Origin of the sequence: Pseudomonas sp. FEMGT703P, assembly GCF_002786345.1 — a bacterium.
Lineage (GTDB): Bacteria > Pseudomonadota > Gammaproteobacteria > Pseudomonadales > Pseudomonadaceae > Aquipseudomonas > Aquipseudomonas peli.
Genome location: NZ_PGCM01000005.1, coordinates 1268624 through 1285366, shown reverse-complemented (window position 1 = coordinate 1285366; position 16743 = coordinate 1268624). Strand labels below are relative to the sequence as shown.

Sequence of the window (16743 nt, the reverse complement as noted above, 5' to 3'; positions counted from 1 at the left end):
CTGAGCGATCGAATAAACCATTCGCTCAGGTAGACGCAGTCCTTATCCGACTCGGGTTAAGCCACTGTTAAAAACTCGCAGCGCCTTCCTGACACAGCTGTCCGGCCAGCATGCCCAGGGTCATCAGCGCACGCTCGGCTTCACGGTTCCACGGGATGCCGCAGTTCAAGCGGATGCAGTGGTTGAACTGCTCGGTATTACTGAAGATCAACCCCGGCGCAATGCTGATGCCCTGCTGCAGCGCGCGTACGTGCAGGTCCTTGGTATTGACCCGCGCTGGCAAGCTGACCCACAGAATAAAGCCGCCCTTGGGCCGACTCATCTGTGTGCCTTCGGGGAAGTATTGCTGCACCGCCAACTGGAAGGCGCTGAGGTTTTTGCGGTATTCCTGACGGATAAATCGAAGGTGACGGTCGTAACCGCCGTTCTCTAGATAAGCCGCTACCGCCATCTGCGTCACACTGCACGCTGAGTGGGTGCTGAAGGTCTGCAGGCGCTGAATTTCATCCTGATACTTGCCGGCGACAATCCAGCCGATGCGTACACCGGGAGAGAGGGTCTTGGAGAAGCTCGAGCAATACACCACCCGCCCTTCGCGATCATGGGATTTGAGCGCCTTGGTCGGGCCCTGCTCGAACATCAGCTCGCCATAGATATCGTCTTCGATGATCTGGATATCGTAATCACCGGCCAGACGCAGCAACTGGCGCTGACGCTCTTCGGGAATGGTGCCGCCCAATGGGTTGCTCAGCCGCGCGGTCAGCACCAACGCCTTGATCGGCCACTGGTTGGAAGCCAGTTGCAGGGCTTCCAGGCTGATGCCGGTTGTCGGGTCGCTGGGAATCTCGATGACTTTCAGGCCGAGCAGATCAGCCAGCTGCAGCAGGCCGTAATAGGTCGGAGACTCAGCGGCGATCAGATCACCCGGTTTGGTCAGCACCCGCAGGCTCATTTGCAGGGCATCCACGCAGCCGTGGGTGATCACCACCTCAGTCGGGTCGACCACCACGCCGGCATCACGCATGCGGATCGCCACCTGGCGCCGCAGCGGCTCAAAACCCGGGCTGAACATATAGCTGAAGGCCCGTGCACTGTGAAAACGGGTGACCTTAGCGAGTTGCTGGTGCAACGCGCGCACCGGCAGGTAATCCACATGCGGCACCGCTGCGCCGAGGGGAAACACACCCTCGCGGCGAGATTCGGTAAGCACCTGGTTGATGATGCTGCTGCGCGTGACCAAGCCAGGCCGCTCTACGCGGGCAATATCGGGAGTGGGCGCGGTCAGGGCTGGGGTCTGGTGGACATAGAAGCCTGACTGCGGGCGGGCGCGAATCAGGCCCTGATCTTCCAGATTGGCGTAAGCCTGCAAAACAGTCGCGTGACTGACGCTGAGCTGCGCACTCATCTTGCGCACCGAAGGCACCCGCTCACCGGGCTGGTAGACGCCACGGCGGATGTCTTCCGCCAGCTGCTGGGCAATGCGCTGATAAAGCAACAGATTGGTCATGACCGCGTTCCTGCTTGACTGAACCGTAACAGTAAACCGGGCTCTTACAATTGCACCGGTACAGCTCACTGAATTGTGGGCGATACAGTGCCAATCTGCCAGGACTGTAACGGTTCAATCATTCATTGAGCGGATTGTGCCACTGCACCTGAAGACACCCCGTAGTCGTTAGCTCGCCCACATGACAGGCAATAAAAAGCCCCAGCTAACCGAGGCTTTTAATGGCAGAAAGCTTAGCGTGACGAGCCTAAGTTACCTTGCTCATCAGAGAACACGATCTCCACCCGGCGGTTCTGCGCCCGACCTTTGGCCGAGGCGTTTTCGGTGACAGGGAAGCTCTCGCCATGGCCCTGTACTTCGATACGCTTGGCATCAATGCCCAGATCGACCAACACATCGGCCACGGCCTGAGCGCGTGCGCGAGACAGTTCAAGATTTTCCTGTGCATCGCCGCGGCTATCGGTATAGCCCTCAATGCGCACGACACGTCGAGGGTTAAGCTGAAGGAACTGCACCAGCTTCAACACGGTGCGATTGGCCGACGCCTTGAGATCACTGTGGCCAGCATCGAATAGCACATCGCCCAGGGTCATCACCAGGCCACGTTCGCTCTGAATCGTCGCCAGACTCACCATCTGTTCCTCAAGCCAGTTGCTCTGATCCTGCACGCTGAGCAGCTTGGCTTCACGCAAGGCCAACTGCAGGCGCTGGCGTTCCAGCTCCAATTTAACTGCACGCTCCTGGTTCAGGTTAAGCGCGCTCTTCTGCTTGGCAATCGCACTGTACTGCTGACTGAGGTAAGCATAATGGCTGACATCATCGGCACTGCCCCAGTAGCTCGACAGGCGATCGGCTTTGGCCAACGACTCGCCCGCGCGAATCAGGTCCTTGGGTGCACTGCGCAACACATCGGCATCTTCTTTGACCTGCTGAAAGGCCGTATGCGCGGCCTGCAGAGCCTGGTCACTGGACTTATGTGATGACGCACAACCTGCCAACAACACGGCCGCGGCAAGTCCTAATAGGTTGAGCGGAATAGGCTTCATTGCAAGCCTCCCAGCTGCTTGCGCAAACGATTGATGGCGTTGCTCAATTCGGCCAATTGCTGCTGACTTTTTCCGGTCAGATGTTCCGCTTCGGCCAGACGCGCATCCAACTCAGCCTGCTCGGCATGCACCCGCGCTTGCTTGTAATCCTCGTCGGCCATGGCGGCTTGCGCCAACACAAGCTTTTCCTCGGCCAGACGCAATGAGGCCGATTGTTCGGCGGCCATACCCAATGCCTTGGCCTGGTTGAGTGCTTGCTCGGTCAAGCGAAGCTGTTCGTTAGGCGCAGGGTCGGATGCACATGCGCTGAGCATGAGCGGCAGCAAGGCCGCGCAGATACGTCGATAAATCACAGGTATTCCCTACTGTTCAGTGTCAGCACTGGGTGTGAGCTGTTGATCTTTCCAGCGCTGTAGATTGCGCTGCAGCAAATCGTCCGGCAAACCACTGGCAACTGCCTCGTTCATTTTCTTCGCCAGCATGCCGCGCAACCACGCGTCATTGCAGGCCGAGTTATGCGACAGCGTCAGGTATAAGCCTTCACTGGAGATCGGCGGGTCAAGCACCAGCAAATCGTCTTGCATGCCGAGACTATCAGCCAGCGCCTGCCCCGGATAACGCTCATACAGCACGTAGTCGGTGCGCCCCAGCAAAAGCTTCTGGAACGCCTGGGTCAAGCTGGCAACGCCTTCCAACTTCAGGTTGCTCTTGGCGTAGGCATCAAAGGTCTGACCAAAGCTGTTATTGACCAAGGTATCGCCTGTTCGATTGCGCAGGTCATCCCAGCCGGCATAGGGGAACTCAGCACCGCGATGTACCCACACCACGCTGGGGGTGAAATAGAACGCGGGGTGTACATAGTCCATGCTTTCTAGGCGCGGCAGCGTCAGAAATGCACCGGCAATCAGGTCAACACGCCCGGTGCGCACCTCATCCTGAGCCCGCGACCAGGGCCCGGTGTAGATGATATCCACGACCACGCCCAGCTCTTTGGCCAGGTATTGCAACAGATCAGCATTTGCGCCAATCAGTTGCTGGGGGTTCTGCGGATCACGCCACAGGTATGGCGGGTACTCCGGATTACCCGTCGCCACCAGGCGCTCGCACTTGCCTGCGGCCACGGCAAGCGCTGGCAACAGCAATAAAGCGAATACTTGGAGAACCGACCTATAAAAACCACGCTCAAGCATTGGCGACTTCTCGACTTAACCTTGGATGGGCGTCTGCGGCCACACATCGGGGGGATTTCTGAATCATGCTAGCTTAATACGCATTCATACAAATTCGCGATAAAGACTAGCCATGAAAAAACTGATCGCCGCATTGATGCTGCTGTTCGCAGGTAGTGCCGCCCTGCTCTACCTGTCACCTGCAGCCTTGTTAACGACCCTACAATTGGTGGAACGGCAGCGTGCCGGGCTGAGCCTTAAACAAATCAGCGTGAGCGATCTTAACATTCATTACTACGAGGGCGGCCCAAGCAGCGCACAAACCATCCTGATGGTGCATGGCTTTGCTGCCAACAAGGACAACTGGCTGCGCTTCGCCCGCTACCTCAGCCAGGATTACCGTGTAATAGCCCTCGACTTGCCAGGTTTCGGCGCCAGCGATAAACCTGCTGGCAGCTACGACGTGGGCACCCAGACCGAGCGACTGGCCAGCGTGATTGATGCACTGGGAATTGAGCAGCTGCACCTGATCGGCAACTCCATGGGTGGGCATATCAGCGCTCTGTATGCCGCACGCTACCCGCATAGAACTTTATCTCTGGCGTTACTCGACAACGCCGGCATCACATCGCCACACCCCAGCGAACTGATGCAACGGTTACAGCGCGGCGAGCCTAATCCTCTGGTGGTGAAACGCCCTGAGGACTTTCAGCGCCTATTGGACTTCATCTTCGTGCAGCCGCCCTACCTGACAGAATCGCTCAAGCGCTATTTCGCCGAGCAGGCCATTGCCAACAGCGCCCATTACGACCAGGTATTTGTCCATTTGATCGAGCGCTATATCCCGCTGGAGCCTGAACTGCCGAAGATCCAAGCGCCAACGCTGATCATCTGGGGCGCAGAAGATCGGGCCTTGCACGTCTCCAGCATCAAGGTCATGGAACCGCTGTTGCACAAACCCAGCGTGATCATCATGGCGGATACGGGGCATGCGCCGATGATCGAACGCCCCCAGGAAACCGCCGCCCACTACCGAGCCTTTCTCCAGGCCCAGCAGAACTAACGCGAAAGAGCGGGCATAAAAAAACCCGCTCAATGAGCGGGTTTTTCTGCACTAGGGAAACCGGCTTAAACCAGTTTCTCCAGCTCAGGTACAGCTTCGAACAGGTCAGCGACCAGACCGTAATCGGCTACCTGGAAGATCGGCGCTTCTTCATCCTTGTTGATCGCAACGATCACTTTGGAATCTTTCATACCGGCCAGGTGCTGGATCGCGCCGGAGATACCGACAGCGATGTACAGCTGCGGGGCAACGATCTTACCGGTCTGACCGACCTGCATGTCGTTCGGCACGAAACCAGCGTCAACTGCGGCGCGCGAGGCACCAACAGCGGCGCCCAGCTTGTCAGCCAGAGCGTACAGGTGCTTGAAGTTGTCACCGTTCTGCATACCGCGGCCGCCGGAAACGACGATCTTGGCAGCGGTCAGTTCAGGACGATCAGACTTAGCCAGTTCTTCACCGACGAAAGCCGATTTGCCAGCGTCAGCTGCGCCGCCAACGGCTTCAACGGCAGCAGAACCGCCTTCAGCAGCAACCGGGTCGAAACCAGTGGCACGCACGGTGATCACTTTAACGGCAGCGGAAGACTGCACGGTGGCGATGGCGTTACCGGCATAGATCGGACGCTTGAACGTGTCAGCGCTTTCAACAGCGATGATTTCCGAGATCTGATCAACGTCCAGCGCAGCGGCAACGCGCGGCAGGATGTTCTTACCATTGCTGGTAGCAGCAGCCAGGATGTGGCTGTAGCCCTTGCCCAGTTCGGCAACCAGCGGCGCAACGTTTTCCGGCAGCTGATGCGCGAAAGCAGCGTTGTCAGCAACCAGTACTTTGGCCACGCCAGCAATCTTGCCAGCAGCATCGGCAGCAGCGCCGCACGCGGAGCCAGCTACCAGAACGTGGATGTCACCACCGATCTTCGCGGCAGCTGCAACAGTGTTCAGCGTGGCAGGAGCCAGGGCGGCATTGGTGTGTTCAGCGATAACCAGGATAGTCATTTAGATTACCTTCGCCTCGTTCTTCAGTTTCTCGACCAGTTCAGCCACGGACTTAACCTTGATGCCGGCGCTGCGAGTAGCAGGCGCTTCGACTTTCAAGGTTTTCACGGTGGAAGCGGTAGAAACACCCAGGTCGCCCGGGGTAACGGTTTCCAGCGGCTTCTTCTTGGCTTTCATGATGTTCGGCAGCGACGCATAACGCGGCTCGTTCAGACGCAGGTCAGTGGTCACGATGGCCGGCAGGCTCAACGCAACGGTCTGCAGACCGCCGTCGATTTCGCGGGTTACGTTGACCTTGTCACCGGCAACTTCCACTTTGGACGCGAAGGTGCCCTGGCCGAAACCAGTCAGCGCGCCCAGCATCTGGCCAGTCTGGTTGTTGTCGCTGTCGATGGCCTGCTTGCCCATGATGACCAGCTGAGGCTGCTCTTTATCAACAACAGCTTTGAGCAGTTTGGCCACAGCCAAAGAGTTCAGCTCGTCGGCAGACTCAACCAGGATGGCACGGTCAGCACCCAGCGCCAGTGCGGTACGCAGCTGCTCTTGAGCAGTGGCCGGGCCGATGGTGACAACAACGATCTCGCTCGCCACGCCTTTTTCTTTCAGGCGTACAGCTTCTTCCACGGCGATTTCGCAGAAAGGGTTCATCGACATCTTGACGTTGGCAAGATCAACGCCGCTGTTGTCCGCTTTGACGCGAACTTTGACGTTGTAGTCGACCACTCGTTTGACAGCTACAAGAACCTTCATGGATTCCTCGTTACTCTCCGGTGAATAAGAATGTCGCCAGAAGCGAACATGGCGGGAACTGCAGACCGGCCGGAACCGGGAGTCGACCAATAACGGCAGACACAAAACCGCCCGTATCTTGACCGCACGACCTAGACTGGTCAATACAACGAAGCGGCCAATCGTCAGCGATGTAGTAAGATTCTAACAGCCCTACAGAAAATTCAAACAAACGTTTGTATTGGCCCATTCGAAGGGTCTGGATATAATGCGCCAGCATCGCTCACGGAACGAGCTCGATCGCCAAATAAAATTAGAGAGCCCTGAGTAGGAGATAGCCTGTGGAACGCGAATTTATGGAATTCGACGTCGTCATCGTCGGCGCCGGCCCAGCTGGTTTGTCCGCCGCCTGCCGACTGAAGCAGAAAGCCGCCGAAGCCGGCAAAGAAATCAGCGTCTGCGTGGTCGAAAAAGGCTCCGAAGTCGGCGCGCACATTCTTTCAGGCGCGGTGTTCGAGCCGCGCGCACTGAATGAACTGTTCCCAGACTGGAAAGAGCTCGGCGCCCCACTGAACACTCCAGTCAAGCGTGACGACATTTACGTTCTCAAGAATGCCGAGAAAGCCTCCAAGGTTCCGGACTTCTTCGTACCCAAGACCATGCACAACCATGGCAACTACATTATTTCTCTGGGCAACCTGTGCCGTTGGCTGGCGCAACAGGCCGAGAGTCTGGGCGTAGAAATCTACCCAGGCTTCGCCGCTCAGGAAGCACTGATCAACGAAGAAGGCGCGGTCTACGGCATTCTCACTGGCGATCTGGGTGTGGACCGCGAAGGTCACCCGAAAGAGGGTTACTACACCCCAGGCATGGAACTGCGCGCCAAGTACACGCTGTTCGCCGAAGGTTGCCGCGGCCATATCGGCAAGCAGCTGATCAAGAAATTCAACCTCGACTCCGAAGCCGATGCTCAGCATTACGGCATCGGCATCAAGGAAATCTGGGACATCGACCCTGCCAAGCACGAACAGGGCCTGGTAGTTCATACCGCCGGCTGGCCGCTGGATATCGTTGCCAGCGAAAACACCGGCGGCTCCTTCCTCTATCACCTGGAAAACAACCAAGTGGTAGTCGGCCTGATCGTCGACCTGTCGTACAGCAACCCGCACTTGTCACCGTTCGATGAGTTCCAGCGCTACAAGCATCACCCAGTGATCGCTCAGTACCTGGAAGGCGGTAAGCGCGTCGCTTACGGTGCTCGCGCCATCTGCAAAGGCGGCCTCAACTCGCTGCCGAAGATGGTTTTCAACGGCGGCGCGCTGATCGGCTGCGACCTCGGCACCCTGAACTTCGCCAAGATCAAGGGCAGCCACACTGCCATGAAATCCGGCATGCTTGCTGCTGACGCTGTGGCTGACGCGCTGTTTGCAGGCAAGGAAGGCGGCGACCAGCTGACCGGCTATGTCGACGCATTCAAAGCCAGCTGGCTGTACGACGAGCTGTTCCGCAGCCGTAACTTCGGCCCAGCGCTGCACAAGTTCGGCCCGCTGGTTGGCGGCGGCTTCAACTGGCTCGACCAAAACATCTTCGGAGGCAAGATCCCGTTCACCCTGCACGACACCAAGCCGGATTACGCCTGCTTGAAGCCGGCTGCAGAGACACAGAAGATCAGCTACCCGAAACCCGATGGCAAGCTCAGCTTCGACAAGCTCAGCTCGGTATTCCTCTCCAACACCAACCATGAAGAGGAACAACCCTGCCACCTGAAGCTCACCGACCCGAGCATTCCGCTGAGCAAGAACCTGCCAATGTACGACGAACCAGCGCAGCGCTACTGCCCGGCCGGCGTTTACGAAATCGTCACCAAGGAAGATGGCGAGCAGAAGTTCCAGATCAACGCGCAGAACTGCGTGCACTGTAAAACCTGTGACATCAAGGACCCTGCCCAGAACATCAACTGGGTGGCCCCTGAAGGCACTGGCGGACCTAACTACCCCAACATGTAAGACGCAAAAAAGGCTCCCTCGGGAGCCTTTTTTATTGCGCTAGATTCAGCCACGACTGGAGGAGACGATCAGTCCGGCTGCGGGCCGATAGGGAAGAACTCACCACGGCTCCACACACCCAGCCAGGTCTTGCCATTGATCTCGCGTGGTACTGCCAGCTCGACCAGCTGATAAAACACATTACGGTGGATCAGCGCCTCAAGATTGCTGCGTACCAATACATAGGGCGCCGGTTCTTCGGTCACAGCATCCAGATCGACCCGCAGCGGGTGTTCGGCACCTGCCACCACTTCATCCTCGACATTGGTGACAAAGCGCAGCACCTGCGCCTCGCCCTCACCGTCCACCTGCAAGGTGACCGCCACGAACGGCGCATCATCGACCTGGATGCCGACCATCTCCACCGGTGTCACCAGCACGTACTTGTCGCCGTCACGCCGAATGATCGTGGAGAACAGCTTGACCATTGGCTTGCGGCCAATCGGCGTCCCCATGTAATACCAGGTGCCATCGCGGGCGATGCGCATGTCGATATCGCCACAGAACTCCGGGTGCCACAGGTGCACCGGTGGCAAGCCCTTGCCCTCGCCTTTGGGTATCTGCGCCAGCAGGTCGCCGGCCTTGCCTGAATCAGTCATCACTCAACGCCCCAAACCCAATAAACGCCGCGCATAATCTTGCAACGCTGGACCAATCAAGTCCTCAGGCTTGGCATCATAAAGCGTGAGGAAGCCTCCGCGGCTACGAATACGTGTGGTATCGACCAAATAGCGAGTATTGGTCTCGATCAGCATCAACTGAATCACCCCGCGATCAGTACCCAGCCGATCCAGCGCCTCCTGATCCTCCCACTCCTCCACCGTGCCGATACGGTCATCGGCATAGGCGAAACGGCTGTACAGCAGGTAATGTGCACCCGCCTCGCGCGCCTCGGCCAGCGACTCGTCCAGACCTAATGGCGCCTTGGCGCGCTGCACCATGGGGAAGTACTCAACAAAGCCCTTGTAAGCTTCCTCAGCCACCACATTAGGCCGTGGATAGGCACCACCGGGCGGCACAAAATGCCCTTGGGCGATGTAGATGACGGAATCAGCCTGCAGACGCCACGGACTGGCCCGACGCGTCTGGCTGTGATCCAGCACGCCCACATCACGCAACTGATAGATCGCCTCATCCGCCAGGTCACTGGCCTTCATGCAACCACTCAGCAGCACCACACCGACTATCAGCAACACACTACGCATCACGCATCTCCCGCAGCCGGTGACAGAAAACCGGCGGATAGAGCCTAGATGCAGATTTCACGCCACCTGCTGCGCATCAAAGCCCGCGCTGCCACTCCTGACGTAACCGCGCCTGTTGCGGCTGCTCGATGGCTTGCCGTACCTGTGCCAGCAGACGCTGTTTGTCAGCGCCAAGAGTGCCCTTGAGCACCAGATAATTTGAGGCATGGTCACTGCGGAATACCGTATCGCGCAGCTCCAACCTCTGTAGCAGTCGCTCCACTTCAACAAACAGCTGCTGCTGACCGAGCGGCCGGAAGTCGGCAAACCCTTCGCGAAACCGCGCCTCACCAGTCGGAAAACTCACCACCAAGGTCGAGAGAAATTCCGGCTGCGATTCATTCATCAAACGCGCCGAATTATCCGCATGCCGCTCACTCAAGCTTGTGCCGCCGAGGCCATTGAGGATCATCACCGAACGAGTGATGCCAGCCTGGCCAAGCTTGTCCAGAGCACTGAGGCTTGACTCGTAGGTTTCGCCTTTGTTGACCCGTGCCAGCACCTCGTCATCACCCGACTCGCAGCCCACATAGGCCATGCGCAGGCCGGCATCGGCTAGCTCCTTGAGCTCATCCACGGACTTCTTGCGCAGGTTGCGTGGCAGGCAGTAACTCGACACTCGCTCGACTTCTGGCATGTGCTCGCGAATCGCTTGCAGAATGGTCAACAAACGCCGCGTCGGCAGCACCAAGGCATCACCATCGGCTAGAAAAACCCGCTGCACGATCATCTTCTCGCCGGTCAGGCGAATCTCGTCGAGCACCTGCGCCTCATCGCGGGCACGGAATTTCTTCTGTTCCTGAGTGTACATTTCGCAGAACGTGCACTTATTCCAAGAGCAACCATTGGTCACAGGCAGGATCAGCGAATGGGCTTCGCTGGGCGGGCGGAACACCGGTTCGATATAGCTGATGGGGAAATCTTGCATGGTCTTCACTCAAGGCAGGTGGCGATCTTAGCCGCCAATAATCTTCATCACAGTCGCGCCGCCAGAGAATGCCAGATCCTGTTTGTCGCCCAGCGCCTTGACTAACAGGCCTTGCAACGCAGGCAACGCCTGGTGGCGCGGTTTTTCGAGCAAATCGCCCACATAGTGGCGATTACTCGATGACAGGCAACCATGCAGCCAGCCGGTCGAGGACAGGCGCAGCCGCGAGCAGGTACGGCAGAACGGCACACTTTCATTGGCGATCACACCGAAGTGGCCCACTTCAGGAATGGCGAAACGCAGCGCTGTGGCATCCAGCGGCGCGTGCGCCTGAATATAGTCGTAGCGGCTGCCGATCAGCGCCAACAGCTCCGGCATGCCGACAAACTGACGCTGGAAGCTGTTGCCGTCGCGGGCCAGGTGGCCCATGCGCATCAGCTCGATAAAGCGCAGCTCGAAGCCATTGGCCAGGCAGTAGTCGAGCAGTGGCAGCACCTGATCAAGGTTATGCCCACGCAACGGCACCATATTGACCTTGATCTGCATCCCTGCCGCGCGCGCTTGCTGCAGGCCATCGAGCACTGTCGCCAGATCGCCGCCACGGGCAATGGTGCGAAATGCCGCAGCGTCGAGGGTGTCCAGGGAAATATTCAAGCGGCGGATGCCGCATTCCAGCAGCAGCGGCAGCTTGCGCGCCAGCAGCTGGCCATTGCTGGTTAAGCTGATATCGGCCAAACCGAGCTGACTGACGCCGCGCAAAAAAACGTCGAGTTTGGGGCTGACCAGCGGCTCACCGCCGGTGATGCGCAAGCGCTCAATACCGGCGGCTTCAATCAGATAGGCCACGCCTCGCAGCATGGCCTCGGCCGAGAGCTCGTCCTGAGCGGCTACCAGCCGCTTACCGTCGGGCACGCAGTAGGTGCAGGCATAGTTGCAGGCGGCGGTCAGGCTGATCCGCAGATTGCGAAAGCGCCTGCCCTGGCGGTCAACGATCATGCATAACTCCAGCAAAGGTAGGCGCCGAGTATAGGGGCGCCGCCAACGCAGCAGATTCGTTATCCACCCGCTGAATACCTCAGCTAGCCGGGGTATCGCCCTCACGCTTGCGCTTATTGCCCATGCGCACGCCGATATCCATGAGGAACTGGAAGAAACCTTCCTGATCTTCCAGCACGTTGCTCCAGAACGGTGAGTGATACAGCGCCACAGCGCCGTGCACCAACGCCCAAGCCGCGCAGTAATGGAAGTACGGTGGCACATCTTCCAGCTTGCCTTCGGCGATGCGGCCCTTGATCAGCTGGGTCAAACGCTCAAAGTTGGAGGCGCGGATCTTGTGCAGTTGCTCGACCATCTCCGGCACTTGATTGCCCTTGACCACCTTCTCTTCCAGGCGGTCAAACAGGCGGTAGCGCTGCGGATCGCGCATGCGGAACTCGAAGTAGGCGCGTGACAGGGCTTCCTTGTCACGGTCGACATCGGCCGAGTGCAGCAGCTCGTTGAGATCGCGCTCATAGTCGAGCATCAGGCGCAGGTAGATCTCCGCCTTGGACTTGAAGTGTTTGTAGATGGTGCCTTTGCCAATACCAACCGTGTCGGCAATCATCTCCACAGTCACGCTGTCTTCACCCTGATCGAGGAAGAGCTTCAGTGCTGTGTCGAGAATTTCCTGTTCGCGGCGGCGAAACTCACGGACCTTGCGGGGTTCTTTATGCATAAAAGGACTACGGGGTCAAAAAAACGAAGGCGCGTATTATGCCTAACTAACGGCAAATTGCACGGATCATCCGACCATGTACGCAGTTCATGACGAGTTTCCGCAACTTCCCGGCCTGCGCTATCTGAACCACGCAGCCGTTTCTCCTTGGCCACAACGGGCAGTCGATGCGGTCAACCGCTTCGCCAGCGAGAACGCTCGCACCGGCGCCCGCGACTACCCGGCATGGCTGCAGGTCGAGCGGCGCCTGCGTGAACGCCTACAGCGCTTGCTCAACGCGCCCTCGCACAGCGATATCGCACTGGTGAAAAACACCTCAGAAGCCTTGTCCTTTGTCGCCTTCGGCCTGGATTGGCGGCCCGGCGATCAAGTGGTGATCAGCGACGAAGAATTCCCCTCCAACCGGATTGTCTGGGAAGCGCTCGCACCTCAGGGCGTCGAAGTCGTGCAGGTCAATCTGCATCAGGGTGATGCCGAAGCAGCCCTGCTCGCCGCCTGTGGGCCGCGCACCCGGCTGATGGCGATCAGCGCCGTGCAGTACGCCAGCGGCCTGCGTTTGGATCTGCCGCGCCTAGGCCAGGGCTGCGCGGCGCGCAGCGTGCTGCTGTGCATCGATGCGATCCAGCAGCTCGGCGCCCTGCCCTTCGATGTACAGGCCAGCCAGTGTGCCTTTGCCATGGCCGACGGCCATAAATGGTTGCTCGGCCCGGAAGGCCTTGGGGTGTTCTATTGCCGCAGCGACCTGCGTGCGCAGCTCAAGCTGCATGAATACGGCTGGCATATGCTCGAACATGCCGGCGACTACCAGCGCACCAGCTGGGAACCCGCCCAGAGCGCTCGGCGTTTTGAATGCGGCAGCCCGAACATGCTCGGTGCGATGGCGCTGGAAGCCAGCCTTTCGCTGCTGGAAGAAGTGAGTATGACGGCGGTCGAAAACGCCCTGCAGGAGCGCATGCAATGGCTACTGGATGGGCTGAGCAAAATATCTGGTGCGCACCTGCACAGCGCCGTGGAACGCCAGCAGCGCGCCGGCATCCTGACTTTCAGCCTGGATGGCTGGGACAATTCGGCGTTGTTCAGTCAACTAAAACAGCAGCAGGTGATCTGTGCGCAACGCGGCGCGGGTATCCGCCTGTCGCCTCATTTCTACACAGAACCTCGGGTCATTGAGGAGGCATTGGCGCTGCTGCAGCAGTTGGCGACTGCTTGAGGACTCAGCAGCGCGATCTGTATTCCAAATCCGTTTAAGAATGACGGCAAACGGCCTGGACGTTCGGCAATCTTCACCAATACTGAGGATTACTGGTGTGCGGCGTATCCCCCAAGCGCCCCGCCAGGCAAGGTACCGTGGACCGCGTACCTTGATTTACTCCTAATGGTCTTAACCCGGTCTCATCCCCCAGAGGCCGGGTTTTTTTTGCCCGCAGTTTTATATGGCAACTGCTATCAAACCACGCGGGCCAAAGGAAACAGGCGCTTGAAGTTGGCCGTGGTCTGCTCCGCCAATTGCTCGAAGCTCACGCCACGCAGCACCGCCAGGTACTCGGCCACATCACGCACATACTCGGGCAGGTTCGGCTTACCGCGATGCGGGATCGGCGCCAGATACGGCGAATCGGTTTCCACCAGCAAGCGATCGACCGGCACCTGGCGCGCCACTTCACGCAGCGCCTCGGCATTGCGGAAGGTAACGATGCCGGACAGTGAAATATAGAAGCCGATATCCAGCGCGGCCTTGGCCATTTCCCAGTCTTCGGTAAAGCAGTGCAGCACGCCGGCTTGCGGCAACGCCGCTTCGCGCAGCAGCGCCAGGGTGTCGGCGCGCGCTTCGCGGGTATGCACGATCACCGGTTTACCGGTGATCCGCGCAGCATCCAGGTGCAAACGAAATGACGTTTTTTGCAACGCTGCGGACTCTGGCTCGTAGTGATAGTCCAGGCCGGTTTCGCCGATGGCCACCACCTGCGGGTGGTTCAATTCGCCGAGCAGCCAATCCAACGCTGGCGCCGCACCGGGTTCAAGGTCCAGCGGGTGAACGCCGACCGAGCAATCGACATCGGCATAGCGCTCAGCCAGGCCTTTGACCGCAGCGGCATTATCGGCACTGACGCCGATACACAGAAAATGACCAACGCCGCGCGCCCGCGCAGCATCCAGCGCCGCATCGAGTGAACCGCCATGGGCGGCCAGATCAAGGCGATCAAGGTGACAGTGGGAATCAACCAGCATGGGGAACAATCACTTGAGAATCGGTGCCGCAAAGCGGGCACCGTGATACGGAGGAAAAACCAGTTACATGGTGTGAGTCGGACGATCCGACGTCAGCGCACCGGCCAGGTAGGTTTCGATCTTGTTGCGCGCGGTGTTGTCGCCATCATTGAACTGCACACCTACACCAGCGGCGCGGTTGCCCTGAGCACCCTTGGGGGTGATCCAGACCACCTTGCCGGCGACCGGAATCTTTTCCGGCTCGTCCATCAGGTTGAGCAGCATGAACACTTCATCACCGAGCTTGTAGCTCTTGTTGGTTGGAATAAACAGGCCGCCATTCTTGATAAAGGGCATGTAAGCGGCATAGAGCACGGATTTGTCCTTGATTGTCAGCGACAAAATTCCGTTACGCGGGCCCAAGTTAGGAGGCAGACTCATGCGGCATTCCTGATTTTATTCACTTAATGGCCGATTCTAGCCCGGTCCGGGCAGGCTTGCCCACTGCACCAGCAAGGCTTCGAGAAGCAAGACACGGTTAAGGTTAGCCTTGCCGAGGACTTTCTGACGCTGCGCCAATAACCAATCCTGTATGTTCAGAACTTTCGCTTGCGGCGTTTTCTCCGCCAAGTACTGCACCACCTTGCGCATATCGGTTTGCCCGAGGCCGTCTTCATCACGGGTCAGTTGGTAGCGCAGCATCAGCTGCGACCACTGGCAAAACCAGTCGAACAGCAACTGCAGAGATACCGCATTCCAGCTTTCGGCCAACTGGCTGGGGGCAATCTGCTGTTTGAGCAGCTTCTTCACCCCCTCAACCACCTGCGCACGCTGCGCGATAACACCCTGCTCATGCATCTTCACCGCGGCTAACGGCGAGCCGGCGGCAAGGAAGAGCAACTCGCGATGCTCTTCAGCGCTACAACCGGGCAACGCCTGCTGCAGCCACGCCAGGCTCATCGCCTCGCTTGGCAACGGACAGGCCTGCTGCACGCAGCGGCTTTTCACCGTCGGCAACAGGCGGCTGGGTTGGTGGCTGATCAACAGCAATACGGTATTGCCGGATGGCTCTTCCAAGCTTTTCAGCAAGGCGTTGGCGGCGTTGACGTTCATCGACTCAGTCGGCTCGACCAGCACCACTTTGCGCCCGGCCAGCTGCGCCGTCTGCACCACAAAACTGACCAGATCACGCACCTGATCAACTTTGATCGCCTTGTCGGCCTCTTCCGGTTCCAGAATGTAGTTATCCGGGTGGGTGCCAGCCGCCAGCAAATGGCAGGACTTACACTGACCGCAGGCATCCAGGCCAGCGGGCTGCTGACACAACAGCCGCGCCATCAACCGCTCAGCCAGCGCGCGTTTACCGATGCCTGCCGGCCCGTGCAGCAGATAGGCATGAGCATGTTGCGCGCGCCCAGCTAGCTGCTGCCAAAGAGAATCCTGCCAGGGGTAAGCGTCAGCCACGCTGCAGCTCCAGCAGTTGCGGCAGCAACTCGTCCAGCGCGCGCTGAACCTGACTCAGAGATTGCGAGGCATCAAGGATGCGGTAGCGCTGCGGCTGCTCGGCGGCGCGGCGCAGGTAGGTCTGGCGCACGGCATCGAAGAACTGTCGGCCTTCCTGCTCGAAGCGATCCAGTCGACCGCGCGCCGCCGCGCGGGCTAGACCGACTTCAACCGGCAGATCGAACACCAGGGTCAGGTCCGGGCGTAACGTGCCCTGCACGAACTCTTCCAGCAAAGCGATACGCACCTCGGAAAGACCACGGCCACCACCCTGATAGGCGTAGGTTGCATCGGTAAACCGGTCACAGAGCACCACAGCGCCACGCGCCAAGGCCGGGCGAATCACCCGCGCAAGGTGCTGAGCACGCGCGGCAAACACCAACAGCAGCTCGGTGTCGGCCGCCATCGGTTCATCACTGGGCGCCAGTAGCAGCTCGCGCACCCGTTCAGCCAACGGCGTACCGCCCGGCTCGCGGGTCAACAGCACATCAATACCGTGCTCACGCAAGCGCTCAGCCAGGTAGTCACGGTTGGTACTTTTGCCGGCGCCTTCTGGGCCTTCCAAGGTGATAAACAAACCGCTCACAGGCTG

General features: G+C 58.9%; 18 protein-coding genes. 3 read left to right on the top strand and 15 right to left on the bottom strand.

Annotated features, from left to right (window positions below; translation table 11 throughout):
• Window positions 1–67 precede the first annotated feature (67 nt).
• The 4 genes from CUR33_RS09820 to CUR33_RS09805 form a co-directional block, all read right to left on the bottom strand.
• Complete coding sequence (locus CUR33_RS09820; protein ID WP_282875517.1) at window positions 68–1507, bottom strand: aminotransferase-like domain-containing protein; 1440 nt, start codon at window positions 1505–1507, stop codon at window positions 68–70.
• 233 nt (window positions 1508–1740) lie between these two features.
• Window positions 1741–2553 carry an OmpA family protein gene (locus CUR33_RS09815; protein WP_289239467.1) on the bottom strand — a complete coding sequence of 271 codons (813 nt, stop codon included), beginning with the start codon at window positions 2551–2553 and terminating at the stop codon, window positions 1741–1743.
• Complete coding sequence (locus CUR33_RS09810; RefSeq protein ID WP_289239466.1) at window positions 2550–2906, bottom strand: DUF4398 domain-containing protein; 357 nt, start codon at window positions 2904–2906, stop codon at window positions 2550–2552. Before CUR33_RS09810 ends, CUR33_RS09815 begins: the two co-directional genes overlap by 4 nt.
• Before the next feature lie 9 nt (window positions 2907–2915).
• The gene (locus CUR33_RS09805) at window positions 2916–3743 is read right to left on the bottom strand and encodes a substrate-binding periplasmic protein (protein WP_289239465.1); all 828 of its coding nucleotides are present in this window, start codon (window positions 3741–3743) and stop codon (window positions 2916–2918) included.
• Between the two features lie 112 nt (window positions 3744–3855).
• Between CUR33_RS09805 and CUR33_RS09800 the strand changes: the two genes are divergently transcribed.
• Window positions 3856–4785, top strand: a complete 930-nt coding sequence (locus tag CUR33_RS09800; RefSeq protein WP_289239464.1) for an alpha/beta fold hydrolase — start codon at window positions 3856–3858, stop codon at window positions 4783–4785.
• A 65-nt stretch (window positions 4786–4850) separates the two neighbouring features.
• Here CUR33_RS09800 and CUR33_RS09795 read toward each other — a convergent pair whose 3' ends face one another.
• The gene (locus CUR33_RS09795; protein ID WP_090247967.1) at window positions 4851–5780 is read right to left on the bottom strand and encodes an electron transfer flavoprotein subunit alpha/FixB family protein; all 930 of its coding nucleotides are present in this window, start codon (window positions 5778–5780) and stop codon (window positions 4851–4853) included.
• Complete coding sequence (locus CUR33_RS09790; protein ID WP_090247968.1) at window positions 5781–6530, bottom strand: electron transfer flavoprotein subunit beta/FixA family protein; 750 nt, start codon at window positions 6528–6530, stop codon at window positions 5781–5783.
• Between the two features lie 320 nt (window positions 6531–6850).
• On the opposite strand from CUR33_RS09790, the gene CUR33_RS09785 reads away from it, so the two are divergent.
• Window positions 6851–8515, top strand: a complete 1665-nt coding sequence (locus tag CUR33_RS09785) for an electron transfer flavoprotein-ubiquinone oxidoreductase (RefSeq protein ID WP_289239463.1) — start codon at window positions 6851–6853, stop codon at window positions 8513–8515.
• A gap of 68 nt (window positions 8516–8583) precedes the next feature.
• Here CUR33_RS09785 and CUR33_RS09780 read toward each other — a convergent pair whose 3' ends face one another.
• The 5 genes from CUR33_RS09780 to CUR33_RS09760 form a co-directional block, all read right to left on the bottom strand.
• Window positions 8584–9153 carry a DUF1285 domain-containing protein gene (locus tag CUR33_RS09780; RefSeq protein WP_289239462.1) on the bottom strand — a complete coding sequence of 190 codons (570 nt, stop codon included), beginning with the start codon at window positions 9151–9153 and terminating at the stop codon, window positions 8584–8586.
• 3 nt (window positions 9154–9156) lie between these two features.
• Window positions 9157–9759, bottom strand: a complete 603-nt coding sequence (locus tag CUR33_RS09775) for a DUF4823 domain-containing protein (RefSeq protein ID WP_289239461.1) — start codon at window positions 9757–9759, stop codon at window positions 9157–9159.
• 76 nt (window positions 9760–9835) lie between these two features.
• Window positions 9836–10726, bottom strand: coding sequence for a radical SAM protein (locus tag CUR33_RS09770; protein ID WP_289239460.1), 891 nt, complete (start codon window positions 10724–10726; stop codon window positions 9836–9838).
• Between the two features lie 27 nt (window positions 10727–10753).
• Window positions 10754–11722: a GTP 3',8-cyclase MoaA gene (locus tag CUR33_RS09765; RefSeq protein ID WP_289239459.1), complete on the bottom strand. Its 969-nt coding sequence runs from the start codon at window positions 11720–11722 to the stop codon at window positions 10754–10756.
• Window positions 11723–11801: 79 nt separating this feature from the next.
• A complete protein-coding gene (locus CUR33_RS09760) occupies window positions 11802–12440 on the bottom strand; it encodes a TetR/AcrR family transcriptional regulator (protein WP_090247979.1) in 639 nt (212 codons plus the stop codon).
• 76 nt (window positions 12441–12516) lie between these two features.
• Here CUR33_RS09760 and CUR33_RS09755 point away from each other — a divergent pair, with 76 nt between their 5' ends.
• A complete protein-coding gene (locus CUR33_RS09755; RefSeq protein ID WP_289239458.1) occupies window positions 12517–13650 on the top strand; it encodes an aminotransferase class V-fold PLP-dependent enzyme in 1134 nt (377 codons plus the stop codon).
• Between the two features lie 236 nt (window positions 13651–13886).
• Here CUR33_RS09755 and CUR33_RS09750 read toward each other — a convergent pair whose 3' ends face one another.
• From CUR33_RS09750 to tmk, 4 genes are all read right to left on the bottom strand, one after another.
• Window positions 13887–14669 (bottom strand): TatD family hydrolase, encoded by a 783-nt coding sequence (locus CUR33_RS09750; RefSeq protein ID WP_289239457.1) that lies wholly within the window; start codon window positions 14667–14669, stop codon window positions 13887–13889.
• A 63-nt stretch (window positions 14670–14732) separates the two neighbouring features.
• On the bottom strand, window positions 14733–15089 hold the full coding sequence (locus CUR33_RS09745; protein ID WP_090238100.1) for a PilZ domain-containing protein: 357 nt from the start codon (window positions 15087–15089) through the stop codon (window positions 14733–14735).
• A gap of 36 nt (window positions 15090–15125) precedes the next feature.
• Entirely contained in the window at window positions 15126–16112 is a 987-nt protein-coding gene (locus CUR33_RS09740; protein ID WP_289239456.1) for a DNA polymerase III subunit delta', read from the bottom strand.
• On the bottom strand, window positions 16105–16737 hold the full coding sequence (gene tmk, locus CUR33_RS09735; RefSeq protein ID WP_289239455.1) for a dTMP kinase: 633 nt from the start codon (window positions 16735–16737) through the stop codon (window positions 16105–16107). Before tmk ends, CUR33_RS09740 begins: the two co-directional genes overlap by 8 nt.
• Window positions 16738–16743 lie beyond the last annotated feature (6 nt).